Source organism: Streptomyces sp. F001 (genome assembly GCF_004187715.1).
In the GTDB taxonomy this organism is placed as follows: Bacteria; Actinomycetota; Actinomycetes; order Streptomycetales; family Streptomycetaceae; genus Streptomyces; species Streptomyces flavusporus.
In genome coordinates, this window is sequence record NZ_QZWF01000023.1 from 71,134 (window position 1) to 87,340 (window position 16,207).

At 71.9% G+C, this 16,207-nt stretch carries 19 protein-coding genes and 2 pseudogenes; 8 read left to right on the top strand and 13 right to left on the bottom strand.

The annotated features are described in order from the left end of the window. Window positions 1-5: 5 nt before the first annotated feature. Window positions 6-176, bottom strand: coding sequence for a 50S ribosomal protein L32 (rpmF, locus tag StrepF001_RS38165; RefSeq protein ID WP_067027990.1), 171 nt, complete (start codon window positions 174-176; stop codon window positions 6-8). 125 nt (window positions 177-301) lie between these two features. Then, the gene (locus StrepF001_RS38170; RefSeq protein WP_129802758.1) at window positions 302-655 is read right to left on the bottom strand and encodes a helix-turn-helix domain-containing protein; all 354 of its coding nucleotides are present in this window, start codon (window positions 653-655) and stop codon (window positions 302-304) included. A 144-nt stretch (window positions 656-799) separates the two neighbouring features. Between StrepF001_RS38170 and StrepF001_RS38175 the strand changes: the two genes are divergently transcribed. Beyond that, window positions 800-1,450 (top strand): NAD(P)H-dependent oxidoreductase, encoded by a 651-nt coding sequence (locus StrepF001_RS38175; protein WP_129802759.1) that lies wholly within the window; start codon window positions 800-802, stop codon window positions 1,448-1,450. 66 nt (window positions 1,451-1,516) lie between these two features. On the opposite strand, the gene StrepF001_RS38180 is transcribed toward StrepF001_RS38175, so the two are convergent. From StrepF001_RS38180 to StrepF001_RS38195, 4 genes are read right to left on the bottom strand one after another with little or no spacing between them, the layout of a single operon-like run. After that, complete coding sequence (locus tag StrepF001_RS38180; protein ID WP_165396496.1) at window positions 1,517-2,044, bottom strand: NUDIX hydrolase family protein; 528 nt, start codon at window positions 2,042-2,044, stop codon at window positions 1,517-1,519. A gap of 24 nt (window positions 2,045-2,068) precedes the next feature. Next, entirely contained in the window at window positions 2,069-3,214 is a 1,146-nt protein-coding gene (locus StrepF001_RS38185) for an amidohydrolase family protein (protein WP_129802761.1), read from the bottom strand. Window position 3,215: 1 nt separating this feature from the next. Beyond that, window positions 3,216-4,619 carry a glutamine synthetase family protein gene (locus StrepF001_RS38190; RefSeq protein ID WP_129802762.1) on the bottom strand — a complete coding sequence of 468 codons (1,404 nt, stop codon included), beginning with the start codon at window positions 4,617-4,619 and terminating at the stop codon, window positions 3,216-3,218. A 40-nt stretch (window positions 4,620-4,659) separates the two neighbouring features. Continuing rightward, entirely contained in the window at window positions 4,660-5,472 is an 813-nt protein-coding gene (locus tag StrepF001_RS38195; RefSeq protein ID WP_129802763.1) for an SAM-dependent methyltransferase, read from the bottom strand. Between the two features lie 177 nt (window positions 5,473-5,649). Between StrepF001_RS38195 and StrepF001_RS38200 the strand changes: the two genes are divergently transcribed. Both StrepF001_RS38200 and StrepF001_RS38205 read left to right on the top strand, forming a co-directional pair. Next, window positions 5,650-6,522 (top strand): Cof-type HAD-IIB family hydrolase, encoded by an 873-nt coding sequence (locus tag StrepF001_RS38200; protein WP_129802764.1) that lies wholly within the window; start codon window positions 5,650-5,652, stop codon window positions 6,520-6,522. Between the two features lie 7 nt (window positions 6,523-6,529). Further along, a pseudogene (locus StrepF001_RS38205) lies at window positions 6,530-7,297 on the top strand (Dyp-type peroxidase); the annotation flags it as partial. On the opposite strand, the gene StrepF001_RS38210 reads toward StrepF001_RS38205, so the two are convergent. Continuing rightward, on the bottom strand, window positions 7,261-8,520 hold the full coding sequence (locus tag StrepF001_RS38210; protein ID WP_129802765.1) for a serine/threonine-protein kinase: 1,260 nt from the start codon (window positions 8,518-8,520) through the stop codon (window positions 7,261-7,263). The pseudogene StrepF001_RS38205 and the gene StrepF001_RS38210 sit on opposite strands and share 37 nt — an antisense overlap. Window positions 8,521-8,777: 257 nt before the next feature. Between StrepF001_RS38210 and StrepF001_RS45935 the strand changes: the two genes are divergently transcribed. Further along, window positions 8,778-8,915, top strand: a complete 138-nt coding sequence (locus StrepF001_RS45935; protein ID WP_165396495.1) for a hypothetical protein — start codon at window positions 8,778-8,780, stop codon at window positions 8,913-8,915. A gap of 99 nt (window positions 8,916-9,014) precedes the next feature. Continuing rightward, a complete protein-coding gene (locus tag StrepF001_RS38220) occupies window positions 9,015-10,259 on the top strand; it encodes an amidohydrolase (protein WP_129802767.1) in 1,245 nt (414 codons plus the stop codon). Between the two features lie 52 nt (window positions 10,260-10,311). Here the strand turns inward: StrepF001_RS38220 and StrepF001_RS38225 are convergent. From StrepF001_RS38225 to StrepF001_RS38245, 5 genes and pseudogenes are all read right to left on the bottom strand, one after another. Continuing rightward, window positions 10,312-11,024, bottom strand: a pseudogene (locus StrepF001_RS38225) (endonuclease). Next, the gene (locus StrepF001_RS38230; protein ID WP_129802779.1) at window positions 11,021-11,353 is read right to left on the bottom strand and encodes a DUF3140 domain-containing protein; all 333 of its coding nucleotides are present in this window, start codon (window positions 11,351-11,353) and stop codon (window positions 11,021-11,023) included. Before StrepF001_RS38230 ends, StrepF001_RS38225 begins: the two are co-directional and overlap by 4 nt. 43 nt (window positions 11,354-11,396) lie before the next feature. Next, window positions 11,397-11,876: a DNA starvation/stationary phase protection protein gene (locus StrepF001_RS38235; RefSeq protein WP_129802768.1), complete on the bottom strand. Its 480-nt coding sequence runs from the start codon at window positions 11,874-11,876 to the stop codon at window positions 11,397-11,399. Beyond that, window positions 11,873-12,157 carry a WhiB family transcriptional regulator gene (locus StrepF001_RS38240; protein ID WP_129802769.1) on the bottom strand — a complete coding sequence of 95 codons (285 nt, stop codon included), beginning with the start codon at window positions 12,155-12,157 and terminating at the stop codon, window positions 11,873-11,875. The genes StrepF001_RS38235 and StrepF001_RS38240 overlap by 4 nt, the downstream gene beginning before the upstream one ends. A 27-nt stretch (window positions 12,158-12,184) precedes the next feature. Then, complete coding sequence (locus StrepF001_RS38245; RefSeq protein WP_129802770.1) at window positions 12,185-12,994, bottom strand: alpha/beta hydrolase; 810 nt, start codon at window positions 12,992-12,994, stop codon at window positions 12,185-12,187. Between the two features lie 147 nt (window positions 12,995-13,141). Between StrepF001_RS38245 and StrepF001_RS38250 the strand changes: the two genes are divergently transcribed. Together StrepF001_RS38250 and StrepF001_RS38255 are read left to right on the top strand one after the other, a co-directional pair. Beyond that, window positions 13,142-14,329, top strand: coding sequence for a thiolase family protein (locus StrepF001_RS38250; protein ID WP_129802771.1), 1,188 nt, complete (start codon window positions 13,142-13,144; stop codon window positions 14,327-14,329). 93 nt (window positions 14,330-14,422) lie between these two features. After that, window positions 14,423-15,199, top strand: coding sequence for a sulfite exporter TauE/SafE family protein (locus StrepF001_RS38255; protein ID WP_129802772.1), 777 nt, complete (start codon window positions 14,423-14,425; stop codon window positions 15,197-15,199). Here StrepF001_RS38255 and StrepF001_RS38260 read toward each other — a convergent pair. Continuing rightward, entirely contained in the window at window positions 15,188-15,982 is a 795-nt protein-coding gene (locus tag StrepF001_RS38260) for a TIGR01458 family HAD-type hydrolase (RefSeq protein ID WP_129802773.1), read from the bottom strand. The two genes, StrepF001_RS38255 and StrepF001_RS38260, sit on opposite strands and share 12 nt — an antisense overlap. Before the next feature lie 69 nt (window positions 15,983-16,051). On the opposite strand from StrepF001_RS38260, the gene StrepF001_RS38265 reads away from it, so the two are divergent. Further along, a partial coding sequence (locus StrepF001_RS38265; RefSeq protein WP_206307067.1) for a precorrin-6A/cobalt-precorrin-6A reductase occupies window positions 16,052-16,207 on the top strand: 156 nt, incomplete at its 3' end.

Below are 16,207 nucleotides of genomic sequence, written 5' to 3' on the forward strand. Positions count from 1 at the left end.
CTCGCTCAGCCCTCGGGGCGCAGCAGCCCGCGCTCGTACGCCTTGACCAGGTTCTGCGGTACGAGGTGGCTGACGCCCTCGATCGTGACCGGCACGAGCTGCGGCGTGCTCGCCTTCCACTGGGCGCGGCGGTGGCGGGTGTTGCTGCGGGACATCTTCCGCTTGGGGACGGCCATCGGGATCCTTCCTGGGTGCGTTCGTGACTCCCCGGGGGGAGTGACACAGACGCTACATGAAAATGGATCCCATTACTAAGTGGGTCGGGCTCCTGTCGGCGGGGTCGGCCGGTCGGGCAAGTCGGCTAACAGGGCCCGCTGTCCGGCAGGTGCTTCTCCGCCCAGTCCCCGAGTTCCTTGAGGGCGGGTTCCAGGGCGGCCCCGGATTCGGTCAGCCGGTAGGAGACCCGCAGTGGCGGGCCCTCCTCCACCTCGCGCACGACGAGTCCCGCGGCGCCGAGCTCGGTGAGCCGGTCGGAGAGCATGCGCTCGCTGATCCCGGGGATCGCCCGGCGCAGGTCGGCGAAGTGGGCCGGCTGTTCGACGAGCACGGCCACGATCGGGCCGGTCCAGCGCTTTCCGAGCAACTGGAAGACGCGGGTGATGCCGCTGTCCACCCGCTTGCATGCCTCGGTGTCATGGCTCTGCTCGACTGTCATGCCTTCAGGGTACTGTGCCGCCGTGCGGGGATGAAAAAAAGTAAGCACCTGTGTTATTCATAGTCCCGCACCAAGAATTAGCACGGCGGGTGCCCTGCCACCCCGCGGGCGCCGGCCGGTTCACTGCTCATGGGAGATTTCCTGATGGCCACGTTGCTGCACATCGACTCGTCCGTGTTCCCCGCGTCCGCCTCCGCGTCCCGGGCCGTCACGGAGACCTTCCGCAAGGCCTGGGAGGAGCAGCACCCGGAGGGCACGGTGATCTACCGCGACCTCTCCACCCACCCCGTCCCGCACATCACCGCCGACGCCCACACGGCAGGCTTCGCCGCTCCGGACGCGCACACGCCCGAGCAGGCGGCCGCCTTCGCCGAGCGGGTGAAGCTGATGGAGGAGCTGGAGCGGGCGGACGCGGTGCTGATCGGCGCCCCGATGTACAACTACTCGATCCCGTCCACCCTCAAGGCATGGCTGGACAACGTGATCCTCCACGGCCGCACCATGGGCGAGAACCCCTCTGCCAAGGGCACCCCGGTCACCGTCGTGGCCAGCCGCGGCGGCTCCTACGCGCCGGGCACTCCGAGGGAGGGCTACGAGTACGTGCAGAACTACCTGACGGCGACCCTCGCCGACATGCTCGCGCTCGACGTGGACTTCATCGTCCCGGAACTCACCATGGCCCCGCACAACCCGGCCATGGCCGAACTGGTGCCGCTCTTCGAGGCCTCCCGCGAGCGCGCTCTCGAGGAAGCGGCCACCAAGGCCAAGACCCTCGCCGAACGCCTCGCCGCGTAAGGCTGAACGGTCTGGTGACGGCGCCCGGAGCCCGCGCGGTGTCGCTGCGGGTGTCCCGGGCGTCGTTCAGAACGCGAGACCGATGTGGGCGAGTGCCTGCTTGAGGAGTACGCCGTGACCGCCCGGCATCTCGCTCTGCACCGCCGGGGAGGCCGCCTCCTGGGGGCTGAACCACACCAGGTCCAGGGCGTCCTGACGCGGACGGCAGTCGCCGGTCACCGGGACCACGTAGGCGAGGGACACGGCATGCTGACGCGGGTCGTGGTACGGCGTGATGCCCTGGGTCGGGAAGTACTCGGCGACCGTGAACGGCTGCAGGGAGGCCGGGACCCGGGGGAGTGCCACGGGGCCGAGGTCCTTCTCCAGGTGGCGCAGCAGGGCGTCGCGGACACGTTCGTGGTGCAGCACCCGGCCGGAGACCAGGGTGCGGCTGACCGTTCCGTCCGGTCCGATGCGCAGCAGCAGGCCGATGCTGGTGACTTCACCGCTGTCGTCGACGCGCACAGGCACCGCCTCGACGTACAGGATCGGCATGCGGGCGCGCGCCATCTCGAGCTCGTCGGTCGTCAGCCAACCGGGCGTGGTTTCGGTCATGTCAGACATTGCTTGATCATACTTTCAGGTGTCGTCGGAAAACCGGTAGACCCGGAGGGCGTTGTCCCGCCCCGCCCACTGTGCGATCCGCAGTGCGTCGGGCAGGCTCAGCTCGTCGGCGGCCACCCGTTCCCGCAGCAGTCCGGCGAGCCCCTGCCGGAAGGCCAGCGCCCCCAGCAGGAAGAACTCGGCCACACCGTAGGCGTCGGAGCTGTACAGCAGTTTGCGGAACGGGGTGATCTCCATCGCCTCGGCCAGGACTGCCCGGGCCCGGCCGGGACCGACGTAGTGCAGGGTGAGGCCGACGTCGAGGTACACCTGCTCGAACACGGCCGAAAGGTAGGCGGCCTGGCGCTGGTACGGCCAGCAGTGCAGGAGCAGGACCGGGACCGTGCCGGCGGTCAGGTGGAGCCAGTCGGTCAGGTGGGTGGGGTCCGCGCGGTCCAGCCGGATGTCGTTGTCCCCGAAACCGGTGTGCAGCTGGAGGGGGAGGCCGAGCTCGACGGCCGTCCACAGCAGGTGCCGTACGAGGACGGGGTCGTCCAGTCGCCCACCCCCTGTCGTCGACCAGCGCCGGGCCGCCTCGGTGACCTCCTCGGCCGTGGGTCGCGCCGGGTCCAGGTCGAAGCCCGTGCGGTACGCGGCCACCGACTTCACCGCCACCACGCCCGGCCGCCCCACCGCCTCCCACATGGCCGCCCGGAACGTCTCGGCGTACTCGTCCGGCTCGACGCCCGCCACCGCGACCGCCTCGGCGACGCTCTCCAGCCGTACGACCTCATGCGCGACGGCGCCGCCACCGGCGGCCCCGGCCAGCTCCCCCGGCGTGGTGAGGCCGTCCGGGGCGTACCCGGTGTCGACGCAGAACACCTCCGTCCCCGCCGCGGACAGGAACCGTCGGTTCACCTCCGCCGCGCCGAGCTCGGTCCGGCGGGCCAGGTAGTCCTCGGCGGGAGTGTGCCGCGGCAGGTCGAGCAGGGGTGCGCAGTGGCGGCGGACGGCGACGCCGACGGGACTGTCGAAGGGGGACATGCCCGGCCACACCCCGCCCTCGGTGATCAGCGACTCGAAGCGCCGTGTGGTCACATCCCCGGTGACCACGCCGTGGCAGTGGTGGTCCACCAGGGGCAGCGCGGCGAGCTCCTCCTCGATGGGGCCGGTGTCATTCATGTCAGTACACCCAGCGGTACGCCGCCGCCACCCCGGCGTCGTCCAGTCCGGCGACGGAGGCGATCTCCCCGCGCCGTACGGCGGTCACCGCATCGGCCAGGACCGGTCCCAGCGCGGCCCGCAGCCGCTCGTCCGCGGTGAACTCCGCGACGGCCTCGTCCAGCGACACCGGCAGCCGGCGCACACCCCGGGCCGCCGCCTCCTCGGCGCCGAGCCGTGCCGGATCCCCGGTGGTCTCCTCGGGCAGCGCCGCGGACGTGGACAGGCCGTCCAGCCCGGCGGCGATGACGCAGCCGAGCGCCAGATACGGGTTGGCGGCCAGGTCGACGGGCTTCACCTCCAGGTTGGCCGCCTGGTCGCGCAGCCCCGCGGTGCCCGTGATGATCCGCACCGCGGTCTCCCGGGTCTCCCGGCCCCAGGCGGTGAACACTCCGGCCCACTGGGACGGTCTGAGTCGCAGACAGCTCGCCGGGCTGGGCGCTGTCACCGCCGTGAGGCCCGGCAGGTGGGCGAGGATCCCGGCCGCGAAGGACTCGGCGTCGGCCGTCATGCCGTACCGGCGGTCGCCGCCGGAGTGCAGGTTGACGCCGTCGCGCCAGGCGGAGAGGTGGAGGTGGCCGCCGTTGCCGACGCCTTCGGCGGACACGGCCGGGGCGAAGGAGACCCGCAGCCCGTGCCGCCGGGCCACCGCGCGGATGGTCTGCCGTACCAGCACGCTGCGGTCGGCCGCCGCCACCGGGTCCAGCGCGCCCACCGAGATCTCGAACTGCCCGGCCGCGTACTCGGGATGGACCTGGTCGACGTCCACGCCCTGCGCCGCACAGGCCGCCAGCAGATCGGCGGTGCAGTCGCTCAACTCGATCTGCCGGGTGGCGCCGTACGCCGGCCCCGACACCGCCGGGACGAACTCCCCGTCGGGTGCCGAACCCAGCCCCACCGCCCACTCGATCTCGACGGCCGCCCGGAAGGTGATGCCGTGCCGCCGCGCCGCCTCGGCGACGACCCGGCGCAGGAACGTACGGGTGCAGGCCGGGTGAGGCTCGCCGTCCTGCGTGATCCGGTCCACCGGGGCCCACGCCCAGCCGGGCTGCCCGGCGAGCACGGTGAGCCGGTCCAGGTCGGGATAGAGACGCAGATCGCCGTCGGGGGAGCCGAGCACGTCGGTGGTGACGATGGAGTCGTTCGCCAGGAAGGTGTCGAACACCGGCGACATACCGACGCCCCAGGCCGCGGCCGCGGCGAGCCTGGCCGTCGGGATCGTCTTCACCCGAGTGATGCCCGCGGTGTCGACGTAAGCCAGGACGATCCCGTGCACGCCCCGCCCGGACAGTTCGCCGCTCAGCGCGGTGGCCTGCTCGACGTCGCCGGGACGCCCACCCGGGACGGGGTCGGCAGGGGTGGTCATACGTCCTCCAGGGCTGCCTCGGCGGGGGTGCGGGCCCGGGTCAGGGTTTCACGGCCACCGCGCCGAACTGCGGTACCACGACGGGGGCGTGGAGATCGGATCGCCACTGCGCACACGACACGAGCCCCGGTTCGACCAGCTCGAGGCCGTCGAAGAAGGAGGCGATCTCGGCGCGGCTGCGGGCGGTGATCGGCGGGGTGGCGTTCTCGTTCCAGAACTTCATGGCCGGGATCTGGCCCTCGCCGCCCAGTTCGGCCTCGTGGGTGGGGTGCGTCAGGACCAGGAAGCTGCCGGAGGGGACCGCGGCCATGACGCGGCGCGCGATGTCCCGCGCCTTGTCGGTGTCCAGGACGAAGTTGAGGATGCCCAGCATCATGACCGCGACGGGACGCGTGAAGTCCAGTGTGCCCGCGGCCCGTTCGAGGATGGTGTCGGGGTCGTGCACGTCCGCGTCGATGTAGTCGGTGACGCCCTGAGGCATACCGGTCAGCAGCGTGCGGGCGTGGATCAGCACGATGGGGTCGTTGTCGACGTACACGATCCGCGACTCAGGGGCGATCCGCTGGGCGATCTCGTGGGTGTTGTCCGCCGTGGGCAGCCCGGTGCCGATGTCCAGGAACTGCCGGACCCCGCGCTCCTCGGCCAGGAACCGCACCGCCCGGCCCAGGAACTCGCGGTCCGCTCGGGCGATGTCCCGGATCAGCGGGAACATCGACGCGACGTGGTCACCGACCCGGTGGTCGACCTCGTAGTTGTCCTTGCCGCCGATCCAGTAGTTCCAGACCCGCGCGTTGTGCGCCACAGCGGTGTTCAGCCGTGCCGTACCCTCCGCCGGGGTGGGGGCCTCGCTCACGTCTCGTCCTCTCCTCGACCGAACCGCCGTTGCCGCCATTGTGCCGCGCTCATGATCAGCGTGTCCCGGGAATCGGGACAGCGGGACCTCAGGAGGGCCGGGGGACGCCCCCGGTTAGGGTGGACAGCCGCACCCGGAACGACAACAGGCGCGACCGCGCGCTCCAGGAAACAGGACATGCCCTACTCCCACTCGCCCCTGCCCACCGCGTCCGACGCCCCGGCCGTCGCTCCCGCCGACATCAGGCTGGTCGTCACCGACATGGACGGCACGCTGCTGGACGACGACAAGCGGGCCCCGGCCGGACTGTGGGAGGTCCTGGACCGGCTGCGCGAGCGCGGAGTGCTGTTCAGCCCCGCGAGCGGCCGCCAGTACGCCACGCTGGCACGGGAGTTCGCCCCGGCGGCGCAGGGGATGGTGTTCATAGCGGAGAACGGCACCTACGTCGTGCGCGACGGCGTGGAGCTGAGCTCCGACCCGCTTCGGAGCGCCGTCGTCACCGAGGTCGTCGAGGCGGTACGGCGGCTCGCGGCCGACGGCGTCGACGTGGGGGCCGTCGTCTGCGGCAAGCGGTCCGCGTACGTCGAGCGGACCGACGCGGCCTTCCTCGCCGAGGTCCGCAGGTACTACGTCGAACACCGGACCGTCGAGGACGTCACCGCCGTCGACGACGACATCCTCAAGGTCGCCCTCTACGACTTCGGCCCCGTCGAACGCACCACGGCACCGGCCCTGCACCGCTTCACCGCCACCCATCAGGTCGTCGTCTCCGGTGAACACTGGGTCGACATCATGAACCCCACCGCCAACAAGGGCGCCGCCGTCCGCCGGCTCCAGCGCGAACTCGGCATCACCCCCGCGCAGACCCTGGTCTTCGGCGACTACCTCAACGACCTGGAGATGCTCGACACCGCCGAGTGGTCCTTCGCCATGGCCAACGCCCACCCGGACGTCATACGGCGCGCCCGCCACCTGGCTCCGTCCAACAACGACAACGGCGTGCTGCGCACCGTCTCGCGCCTGCTGGGACTGCCCGTCACGGAGGGCTGAAGGCCGCCGCCGGCCCGCCGCGCTCGAGCCGTTCCGCGAGCTGGCCGGGCCACGACACCATGCGGTGTCCACGCCGGGAGACCTGCTGTTCCCCATCAGGGCGAACCGGCCGGACCTGTGCTTCGCGCTGACCGCCGAGATCATGAAGGGGCTGCGCGGGTCGGCCACGGTCCAGGACGAGCTCCATGCCTTCGCCTACTACGACGCGCGCAACCTCCTCGGCTTCGTCGACGGCACCGAGAACCCGGTCGGGCACGAGGCCGCCGACGCGGCGCTGGTCGGCGACGAGGACCCGGACTTCCGTGGTGGCTCCTACGCGGTCGTGCAGAAGTACCTGCACGACGTGGACGCCTGGGAGCGGCTGCCGGTCGAGACCCAGGAGAAGGTGATCGGCCAGACCCAGGAGAAGGTGATCGGCCGCACCAAGGCGATCGACGTCGAACTCGACGCGCCCGGTTCCCACAAGGACGTCAACACCGTCATCGGCCCGGACGGAACCGAGCAGCGGATCCTGCGCGCCGCGATGCCGTTCGGCCGACCGGGACACGGCGAGTTCGGCACGTACTTCATCGCCTACGCCCGTGATTCCCGGGTGACGGACACAATGCTGGAGCGGATGTTCCTCGGCACGCCGACCTCGGGGCCCGATCCGCTGCTGGACTACTCCCGGGCGGTCACCGGAACCCGGTTCTTCGTCCCGTCGGCCGACTTCCTGCGCGCCATACCGGGGGACGGGGGTCAGTCGTCCTCCTCCTTCTCCTCGTCGTCGGAGTGAGGCCTGCGCTCTTTCTTGTCCTTCGTGGCGCCGGTTTCCCCGGGCGTGGGCGTCGGCGAGGGCTGCACGGCGACGGCGGGGGAGGGTGTGACCTCCGTGGAGGTGGGACCGGTGGTGCCGGTGACGTCCGTGCTGGAACCCTCCGCCGAACTGTTGTCGGGTGAGAACCACACCATGCCCGCCAGCATCGCCGCCACGAAGAGCGCCACCGCGCCGGCGATCGCTGCCACCCGGGGCCGCCGCGTGAGCGTCTCACGGACACCCGGCCGGCTCCGGCGTCGTGTCGGGTGGGCCCGGGTCGTGTGCCGGGAGGAGGACGGCAGCAGGTACGTCGTCGCCGGGCCGGTCTCCGTGCTCGGGGGCCGGTGCTCGGGCGCCGGTGCCGACGAGGCCGCGGGCAGCGGCTCGGGACGGCCCTGCCAGGCGCCCGAGGTGAACCAGTCGGCGACCTGTGCCGCACCCGGCCGGTGCTCGGGCTGCTTGGCCAGCAGGCCCAGCAGATAGCTCTCGAAGGCGGGCGGGAGGTCGGCGCCGAGTTGCCGCGGCGGTGTCGGGGCGGCGTCGAGGTGCTGGTGCAGGATGGCGATCGCCGTGTCGGCCTGGAACGGCGGGCGCCCGGTGAGCAGCTGGTAGAGCACACAGCCCAGGGAGTACACGTCACTCGCCGGACCCGCGGGCTGCCCCAGCGCGCGTTCCGGCGCGAGGTAGAGGCTGGTGCCGACGATCTGTCCCGTGGCGGTGAGCGCGGCCGCCGGGTCGTCGAGGAAGCGGGCGATGCCGAAGTCGCCGATCTTCAGGGTGCCGTCGGCGTCGAGGAGCAGATTGGCCGGCTTGATGTCCCGGTGGACGATGCCCTGCTGGTGGGCGGCGGCGAGCCCGGCGGCCGCCTGCGCGGCGATGCGGGCCACCCGGTCGGCGGGCTGCGGCCCGGCGTCGGCGAGCATCCGGGCCAGGCTGTCGCCGTCGACCAGCTCCATCACGAGGAACAGCCGGTCGTCGTGCGTGCCGAAGTCCAGAACGCCCACCACGTACGGGTGATGGAGCTGTCCGGCGGTCTGCGCCTCCATGCGGAAGCGGGAGGCGGCCGTGGGGTCGGAGTCCTGGGGCAGCAGCAGCTTGACGGCGACCGGTCTGCCGAGCGTCTCGTCGTACGCACGCCAGACCTCTCCCATCGCGCCGCGCCCGATCGGATCGTGCAGCCGGTACCGGCCCGCTATGAGCACCTGTGTTTCATCCTCATGCTGTGTGACGTCTCGACGCCGCAGGCCGCAACTGACCGCACGGGCGCGGTTGATGGTGGGGGGATGCCGCAGCTGCCACAGCGTACCGGTCGCGGACCGTGCCGATGATCACCGGTCAGGACTGCCGGGCGCCGTTCGGTCAGCGGCGGGCAGCAGGGCAGGGCGTCGACGGCATCGGGTTCGAGCAGCGAGAGCGCCTTCTTGTTCGACCTGTATCTGTGTTCACATACGTCGAAGGAGTGGCGGAAGCTGACGGTGAACGGCCTGGGGCAGGGCGCCGGAGCCTGGCGGAAGGCCCTCGCGCCTCGACGGCCGAGCAGCGGAAGATGTTCATCGACACCCTGGCCGCGTACGAGGCAGCCCTCGCGGAGGAGTGAACGCGCCGGGCGCGGTGCAGGATGACTGGCGCGGGTCCCACCCGCTCTGCGCGCGCCGCCGGTCCTGGGTGCGCCGATGCCCGAGGAGAGGGAAGCAGCATGAGCGAACCGGCCGCCGTGGCCCGTCTCACCCGGGAGCTCACCGCCGGGCTGAAGCCCGACGACCTGACCGACTTCTACCGGGACCTGCACCGTCACCCCGAGCTGTCCTTCCAGGAACACCGGACCGCCGCCAGGCTCGCCGGGCGGCTGCGTGCGGCGGGATTCGAGGTGACCGAAGGGGTCGGCCGTACCGGCGTGGTGGGGGTGCTGGCCAACGGGGACGGGCCGGTCGTGTGGCTGCGCGGCGACATGGACGCGCTGCCGGTGCGGGAGGCGACGGGCCTCGACCACGCCTCCTGCGTCGACGGTGTGATGCACGCCTGCGGGCACGACCTGCATGTCACCTGGCTGGTCGGTGCCGCCGAGGCGCTGGCGGCCGGGCGGGAGAGCTGGTCGGGCACGCTCGTGGTGATCGGGCAGCCCGCGGAGGAGTCGGGCGGGGGAGCGGCGGCGATGGTCGCGGACGGGGTGCACGTGCGTTTCCCGCGGCCCGACGTGCTGTTGGGGCAGCATGCGGCGCCCGGCCTCGCCGGGTTCTATCCGCACACCCCGGGCCTGATCCTGTCGGCCTCCGACGACATCGACGTCGTCGTGCACGGCCGCGGCGGCCACGGCTCGCGCCCCGAGACGACCGTCGACCCGGTGGTGACCGGCGCGTACATCGTCACGCGGCTGCAGACGGTGGTCTCCCGCGAGGTCGCTGCGGCGGAGTCGGCGGTGCTGACGGTGGGGCAGTTCCACGCCGGTACGCAGGCCAACATCATCCCCGCCGAGGCCCGGCTCGCGCTGAACCTGCGGACCCAGGACACCCATGTGCGCGAGCGCATCCTCGCCGCTGTCCGCCGCACCGTGGCCGGCGAGTGCGAGGCCGCCGGCTGTCCGGTGCCGCCCGAGGTCACGGTCAGACGCGGCTATCCCAACACGGTCAACGACGCGGCCCTGGACACGGAGATCGCGGCCGTGCACCGCGAACTGTTCGGCGCGCACACGGTGTTCGACTTCGGCCCGGCGATGGGCAGCGAGGACTTCTCCCTGCTCGCGCCCGCGGGAGTGCCGTACGACTACTGGTACGTCACCACCACTCCCGCGGACGTCTGGGACGCCGCGCCGGGCGAGCGCCTGATGGACAAGCTCGACAACGTGCCGAGCAACCACAGCCCGCTGTTCTCCCCCGACCTCTCGGTGCTCGCGCCGGGGACGCGAACCCTGGTGTCGGCAGCGCTGAGCCGGCTCAGCGGGTGAGGTGACCGAGTCGGCTCGGTGTCCCATGGAGCTCCAGTGGAGTCGGGCAGGTTCATCCGGCGCGTCGGAGACTGTCCTCGGCCACCTCCTTGTCCAGCGACGCCCGCACCAACGCGGCGGCCAGCACAGCCGGTTCGGTGTCGCCGGCGAGCTTCAGCAGACGCTCCGGATCCTTCGGCAGGCCCAGTCGCTCCGCGCCGTCTAGGGCCTTGCGGTCCAGGTAGGGCGCAACCTCGGGCCACACCCGCTGCGCCTCCCGCAGGAAGATGTCGGCACCGGCCGGCCCCAGGCCCGGGATCTCCTGGAGCAGCCGGCGCAGTTCGGGGACCTTGCCGTCCGCCTCTTCCCGCAGGCGGCGCAGATCGCCGCCCCACCGCTGGGTCAACAGCTCCGCGCCGTCGCCGAGCGGAGCGGAGCGAAGTCGGAGCCGGAGCGAATGGGGGTACCGCCCGTGCCCGAAGGGCTACGGGGGAGGGTCGCCGTGCGCTCGTCATAGCGCCGGTAGCCGCCCCGGCCCAGCGCGTCCACCCGCTGCTGCCAGTCGGCCTCGGCCATGCGCCGGGGATCGCGCAGCCCCGCCTCGTGCAGTTCGCGCGCCGCCGCGACGGCGACCGAGGCGCGGATGCGGGCGCTGAGCAGCAGGGACAGCACCAGCAGCCGGTACAGCGGCTGCGGGGTGTCCTTCAGCCGGATGCCCGCCTCCTCGGCGTACGTGCGCCCGTGCGCGCCGACGAGTTCCCCTACGATCCGCCGCTCGTCGCTCATGGCTTCAGCGGGTCGTGGCCCAGCGTCATCAACTGGTGGCGTCGGCGCGTCTGTTCGGGTTCGGGCTCGTTCTCGAGGTCCACCTGCTCGCTGACCGTCTCCACCACGTCGTGCATCACCTGGATGTCGTCGTCGGTGAGGTCGGTGCGGCGCTTCTGCAGGATCGCGAGCACATGCTGCCCGGTGGGTGTGCCGGCCTGCTCCGGCAGCGGTTCCGTGTCCTCGTCGGCGTCGCGGACCCGCAGCCAGGAGGCCAGCTCCTGCGAGGTCATGTTGACCACGCAGTGGAAGTCCTCCCACAGCGCGTCGAGTTCGAGGGCGTCGGTCATCGGCATCGACCGTCCCTTCCGTGTGTGGCGTGCGGTCGGGCCGTCAGTCGCGCGGGAAGTTCTCCGCCTCGAACATCCACCGCTGCTTCTCCAGCTCGGCGGTGATGCCGAGGAACAGGTCCTGCGTCACCGGATCCGGCTTCTCCGTCACCTCGATGCGCTGACGCAGCCGGCCGATCGCCGACTCCAGCGCCTCCGTCATCGTCTGGACGACCTCCGTGTCGCGCAGCCAGCCGTCCTTCGGGCTCGGCAGCGCGAAGCGAGCGGCGATGGTCTCGGGGCGGCCGTCCGGCGGGACGCCGAGCGCCGCGGCGCGCTCCGCCACCGTGTCGGCGAAACCGCGCGCGGCCGAGACCACCTCGTCGAGCTGGAAGTGGATCGAGCGGAACCGTGGTCCGACGATGTTCCAGTGGGCCTGCTTCCCGGTCAGTGACAGCCCGAGCAGGTCGACCAAGGTCTCCTGGAGCGCGTCGCAGGCGATCCGGCGCGCGTCGTCGGGCAGTGTGCTCTTCACGACGGTCATGGTGAGTCTCTCCCTCCCATGTCGTCTCCGGCTGTCCTGGGTACACGGAGCAGCGCGGCGCGTTCGTGCTCGCCGGTCCCGCCCCACACGCCGGAGGTCTGCCCGGTGCTCAGTGCGTAGCGCAGACACTGGCTGATCACCGCGCAGCGGGCGCAGACGCGTTTGGCGGCCGCGATGTCCCGGAGCGCGGGTCCCGTCGTGCCCACGGGGAAGAACAGTTCGGGGTCCTCACCCACGCAGGCCGCTCGCCGCAACCACTCCATGCGGCGGCGGGTGCCCATGGCGAACCGGTGCAAACGCGGCGTGTCTCAGTCTGCGAGCACCCTGTCCACGAAGCGGGTCACCTCGGCGAACGCCTCGGCCCGGTCGGTCTCGTGGAAGACCTCGTGGCGCGCGCCCGGAAAGGTCCGCTCGGTCAGCGCGCCGCCGCTCAGCCGTTCGACACCGACGCGGCTCCCGGCGAGCGGGACCAGCCGGTCCTCCGTGCCGTGCAGCCACAGCAGCGGCAGCCCGCCGACGTCGCCGCCCTCGGCGACGTCCTCCAGGGTCCGGGCGAACGCCTCCAGCGTCGGCCGCTTCATCGGCCCGTGCCAGACCAGCGGATCGGCGGCGTAGGCCGCGCCGACGGCCGGATCGCGGGACAGGGCCGCCGGGTTGATCGGGATCTCGGGGATCTCGTCGTGGGCGAGCAGCCGGCCCGGTGTCTCCCAGCTGCCGATCACCGGTCCGGACAGCACGAGCGCGGCGAGCTCCGTGCCATGGCGCTGTGCGTAGCGGGCGGCGATCAGGCCGCCCATGGAGTGCCCGATCAGGACGACCGGCGCCACGGGGTGCGTGGAGCGGGCCAGCTCGGCCACGGCGTGCAGGTCGGTGACGACGTCCTCGAAGTCCTCGATCACCACGCGCTCACCCGCCGACTTCCCGTGCCCGATGTGATCGGGCCCGAACACGGCCGCCCCGTGCCGCACCAGGACGCCGGCCGGCTCCTCGTACCGGCCGATGTGCTCGCCGTAGCCGTGCGCCACCAGGGCCACGTACCGCGGCTCCGGGTGGGGCCACTCGCGGACGGTGATCTCGCCGCGGGTTCCGGTGAGGACGTGCTCGCGGACGTCGGCCATGTCTCCTCCGGCGGGGTCGGAGCGGGTTCCCGGAGATCTTCCCAGGGTGACGGTCGGCGGTCTATAGTCAAAAACTAGCAGCGCTAATTAATACGGGTGCCGGTCATCCGGCCGGTTCACCCAGCGATGTCGGTCAGGAGTCCTCTCGTGCGTCCCGTCCACTTCGCGGCCGCCCGCCGCACCCCCATCGGCAAGCTGCGCGGAGCCCTCTCCCCGGTACGGCCCGACGACCTCGCCGCGGCCGTGATCCGCGCACTCGTCGCCGACCTGCCCGCCCTCGACCCGGCCCGCATCGACGACGTCTACTGGGGCGCCGCCAACCAGGCGGGCGAGGACAACCGCAACGTCGCCCGCATGGCCGCCCTGCTCGCCGGCCTCCCCGAGTCCGTCCCCGGCGCCACCGTCAACCGGCTGTGCGCCTCCGGCCTCGAGGCCGTCACCACCGCCGCCCGCACCATCGCCGCCGGCGAGGCCGACATCGTGCTCGCGGGCGGCTCCGAGTCGATGAGCCGCGCCCCCTTCGTCCTGCCTCGCCCCGACGAGGCCCTGCCGCACCGCATCGAGACCGCCGACACCCGGCTCGGCTGGCGCCTGGTCAACCCGGCGATGAAGGACCTGCACGGCCTGCTGTCCATGGGGGAGACCGCGGAGGAGGTCGCCGAGCGGTACGGGATCTCGCGCGAGCGCCAGGACGAGTTCGCGCTGCGCAGCCACCAGCTCGCCGCCCTGGCCCGTAAGAACGGCCACTTCGACGACGAACTCCTGCCGGTGGAGCGGCCGGACGGTGTGGTGGTGGACGGCGACGAAAGCATCCGCGAGGACACCTCGTACGAGAAACTCTCCCGTCTGAAGCCGGTCTTCCGCGAGGGCGGCACCGTCACGGCGGGCAACGCCTCCCCGATGAACGACGGCGCCGCCGGACTGCTCCTGGTCAGCGAGGAGGCCCTCGACGAGCTGGGACTGGAGTCGCTGGGCCGCTACGTCGCCGGTGCCTCGGCCGGTGTCCATCCGGACGTGATGGGCATCGGGCCGGTCCCCGCCACGCAGAAGGCGCTGACCCGCGCCCACTGGAGCGTCGCGGACCTCGAGGAGGCCGAGTTCAACGAGGCGTTCGCGGCCCAGGCCCTCGCCTGCGTCGACCGGCTGGGCATCGACGCCGACCTGGTCAACCCGAGCGGCGGCGCGATCGCCCTCGGCCATCCGCTGGGCTGCTCGGGCGCACGCATTCTCACGACGCTGCTGCACCGGATGCGGCGCACGGGCGCGGCTCGGGGGCTGGCGACGATGTGCGTGGGGGTGGGGCAGGGGAGCGCGGTGCTCGTCGAACGGGCCTAGGGCCGGTCCGGAGGCGCCCGGTTCAGCGTCGGTACCAAAAGGCGAGACGCTCCTTACGGGCACCGGTTAGTTGCACATAGCATCGGTGTCCGCATGAACACGATGACGTTGTGGCACATCACCGGCTGGGAATTCGCCGCGCTCGCCTTCGCGGCGCTCCTCGTCGGCTTCTCCAAGACCGCCGTGAGCGGGGCCAACACGGTCAGCCTCGCCGTCTTCGCGGCGGTCCTGCCCGCCCGCGCCTCCACCGGAGTACTCCTGCCGGTCCTCATCGCCGGGGACGTGCTCGCGGTGCTCACCTACCGGCGACACGCCCACTGGCCCACGCTGTGGCGGCTGTTCCCGGCGGTCGCGGCCGGCGTGGTCGTCGGCACGCTGTTCCTGGTGTGGGCCGACGACGAGATCGTACGGACCTCGATCGGTGCGATCCTGCTGATGATGGCGGGCGTGACGGTGTGGCGCCGGCGTACGGCCCGGGCGGTGCAGGAGGAACCGGGGTCGGTGACCAGCCGGGCGGGCCGGATCAAGGCCCGTTCGTACGGGGTCCTCGGCGGCTTCACCACCATGGTCGCCAACGCGGGCGGCCCGGTGATGTCGATGTACCTGCTGTCGGCGGGCTTCCGGAAACTGGGCTTCCTGGGGACGTCGGCGTTCTTCTTCCTGATCGTCAACGTGTCCAAGGTGCCCTTCAGCGCGGGCCTCGGCCTGATCGACGGCCGCTCGCTGCTGCTGGACGCCGCGCTCGTGGTGTTCGTCGTGCCCGGGGCATTCATCGGCAAATGGGCCGTGAACCGCATCAACCAGCGGCTGTTCGAGCAGCTGGTGATCGCGGCAACGGTGGTCGGTGGCGTGCAGCTGCTACTGCGTTAGACCCAGCAGCGCGGGCAGATCCGCGAAGGAGTCGAGCACATGGTCGGGCCTGCCACTCGCGGCCTCATGGGTCTCCGGCAGGTACTTGCCCGTCCGCACCAGCACCCCGGTGATCCCGGCCTGCTGAGCCGCGAGGACGTCGGACTGGATGTCGTCCCCCACCATCACCGCCTCGTCCGCCCCGGCCCCGAGGTGCGCCAGAGCCGCCTCGAAGAAGGCGCGCGACGGTTTGCCGGTCACCTCGGCCTCGGTACGGGCCGCCGCCTCCAGCCCCGTGAGAAACGCCCCGGAATCCAGTTGCAGCCCCTCGTCCGTACGCCAGTACAGGTTGCGGTGCATGGCCACCAGCCGTGCCCCGCGCTGCAGATGCCCGAAGGCCCGGTTCAGTGTCTCGTACCCGAACTCGGGCCCGGCGCCGCCGACGATGACGACGTCCGGGACGGTGTCGGGGTCGGCGAAGTCGACGACGGTCACCCCGGTGAGGTCCTCCTCGATGTCACCGTGATTCAGCAGCGCGCAGCGGGCGCCGGGCAGGCGTTCCGCGAGGTGCGCGGCGGTCACGGCAGGGGCGGTGAGGATGTCCTCGGCGGCCACCGGGAACCCCGCGTCCGCCAGTGTCCCGGCGATCGAGGCGCGGGTACGGGACGTCGTGTTGGTCACCAGGGCGACGGCGAGCCCGGCGTCCCGGATCTCCCGGAGCGCCTCGACCGCACCCGGCAGCGGCTGCCAGGAGACGGTGAGGACGCCGTCGATGTCGATGAGGACGGCACGCACTGAGTCCATGTCCGGACGATAGCCACTCGGGAAGGCCCTGCGCGTGGCGGGCGGCGACCTCCCCCGTACGCTCGACGCATGTCCCGTCACGTTCTGGTCCTCGGCGGCACCACCGAGGCCCGCGAACTGGCCGCCGAGCTGGCGGCACGCCCGGGCGTGCGGGTCACGACGTCACTCGCGGGGCGGGTGACCCGGCCGGGCGCGGTCGCGGGCGAGGTCCGGGTCGGGGGATTC

Excerpts from the sequence above, each read along its gene's own strand:
- StrepF001_RS38185 (WP_129802761.1), bottom strand. The coding sequence starts at position 3,214 with ATGAATGACACCGGCCCCATCGAGGAGGAGCTCGCCGCGCTGCCCCTG.
- StrepF001_RS38170 (WP_129802758.1), bottom strand. The coding sequence starts at position 655 with ATGACAGTCGAGCAGAGCCATGACACCGAGGCATGCAAGCGGGTGGAC.
- StrepF001_RS38180 (WP_165396496.1), bottom strand. The coding sequence starts at position 2,044 with ATGACCGAAACCACGCCCGGTTGGCTGACGACCGACGAGCTCGAGATG.
- StrepF001_RS38230 (WP_129802779.1), bottom strand. The coding sequence starts at position 11,353 with ATGACCGACGCCCTCGAACTCGACGCGCTGTGGGAGGACTTCCACTGC.
- StrepF001_RS38245 (WP_129802770.1), bottom strand. The coding sequence starts at position 12,994 with ATGGCCGACGTCCGCGAGCACGTCCTCACCGGAACCCGCGGCGAGATC.
- StrepF001_RS38190 (WP_129802762.1), bottom strand. The coding sequence starts at position 4,619 with ATGACCACCCCTGCCGACCCCGTCCCGGGTGGGCGTCCCGGCGACGTC.
- StrepF001_RS38240 (WP_129802769.1), bottom strand. The coding sequence starts at position 12,157 with ATGGGCACCCGCCGCCGCATGGAGTGGTTGCGGCGAGCGGCCTGCGTG.
- StrepF001_RS38200 (WP_129802764.1), top strand. The coding sequence starts at position 5,650 with ATGCCCTACTCCCACTCGCCCCTGCCCACCGCGTCCGACGCCCCGGCC.
- StrepF001_RS38220 (WP_129802767.1), top strand. The coding sequence starts at position 9,015 with ATGAGCGAACCGGCCGCCGTGGCCCGTCTCACCCGGGAGCTCACCGCC.
- StrepF001_RS38235 (WP_129802768.1), bottom strand. The coding sequence starts at position 11,876 with ATGACCGTCGTGAAGAGCACACTGCCCGACGACGCGCGCCGGATCGCC.
- rpmF (WP_067027990.1), bottom strand. The coding sequence starts at position 176 with ATGGCCGTCCCCAAGCGGAAGATGTCCCGCAGCAACACCCGCCACCGC.
- StrepF001_RS38255 (WP_129802772.1), top strand. The coding sequence starts at position 14,423 with ATGAACACGATGACGTTGTGGCACATCACCGGCTGGGAATTCGCCGCG.
- StrepF001_RS38175 (WP_129802759.1), top strand. The coding sequence starts at position 800 with ATGGCCACGTTGCTGCACATCGACTCGTCCGTGTTCCCCGCGTCCGCC.
- StrepF001_RS38260 (WP_129802773.1), bottom strand. The coding sequence starts at position 15,982 with ATGGACTCAGTGCGTGCCGTCCTCATCGACATCGACGGCGTCCTCACC.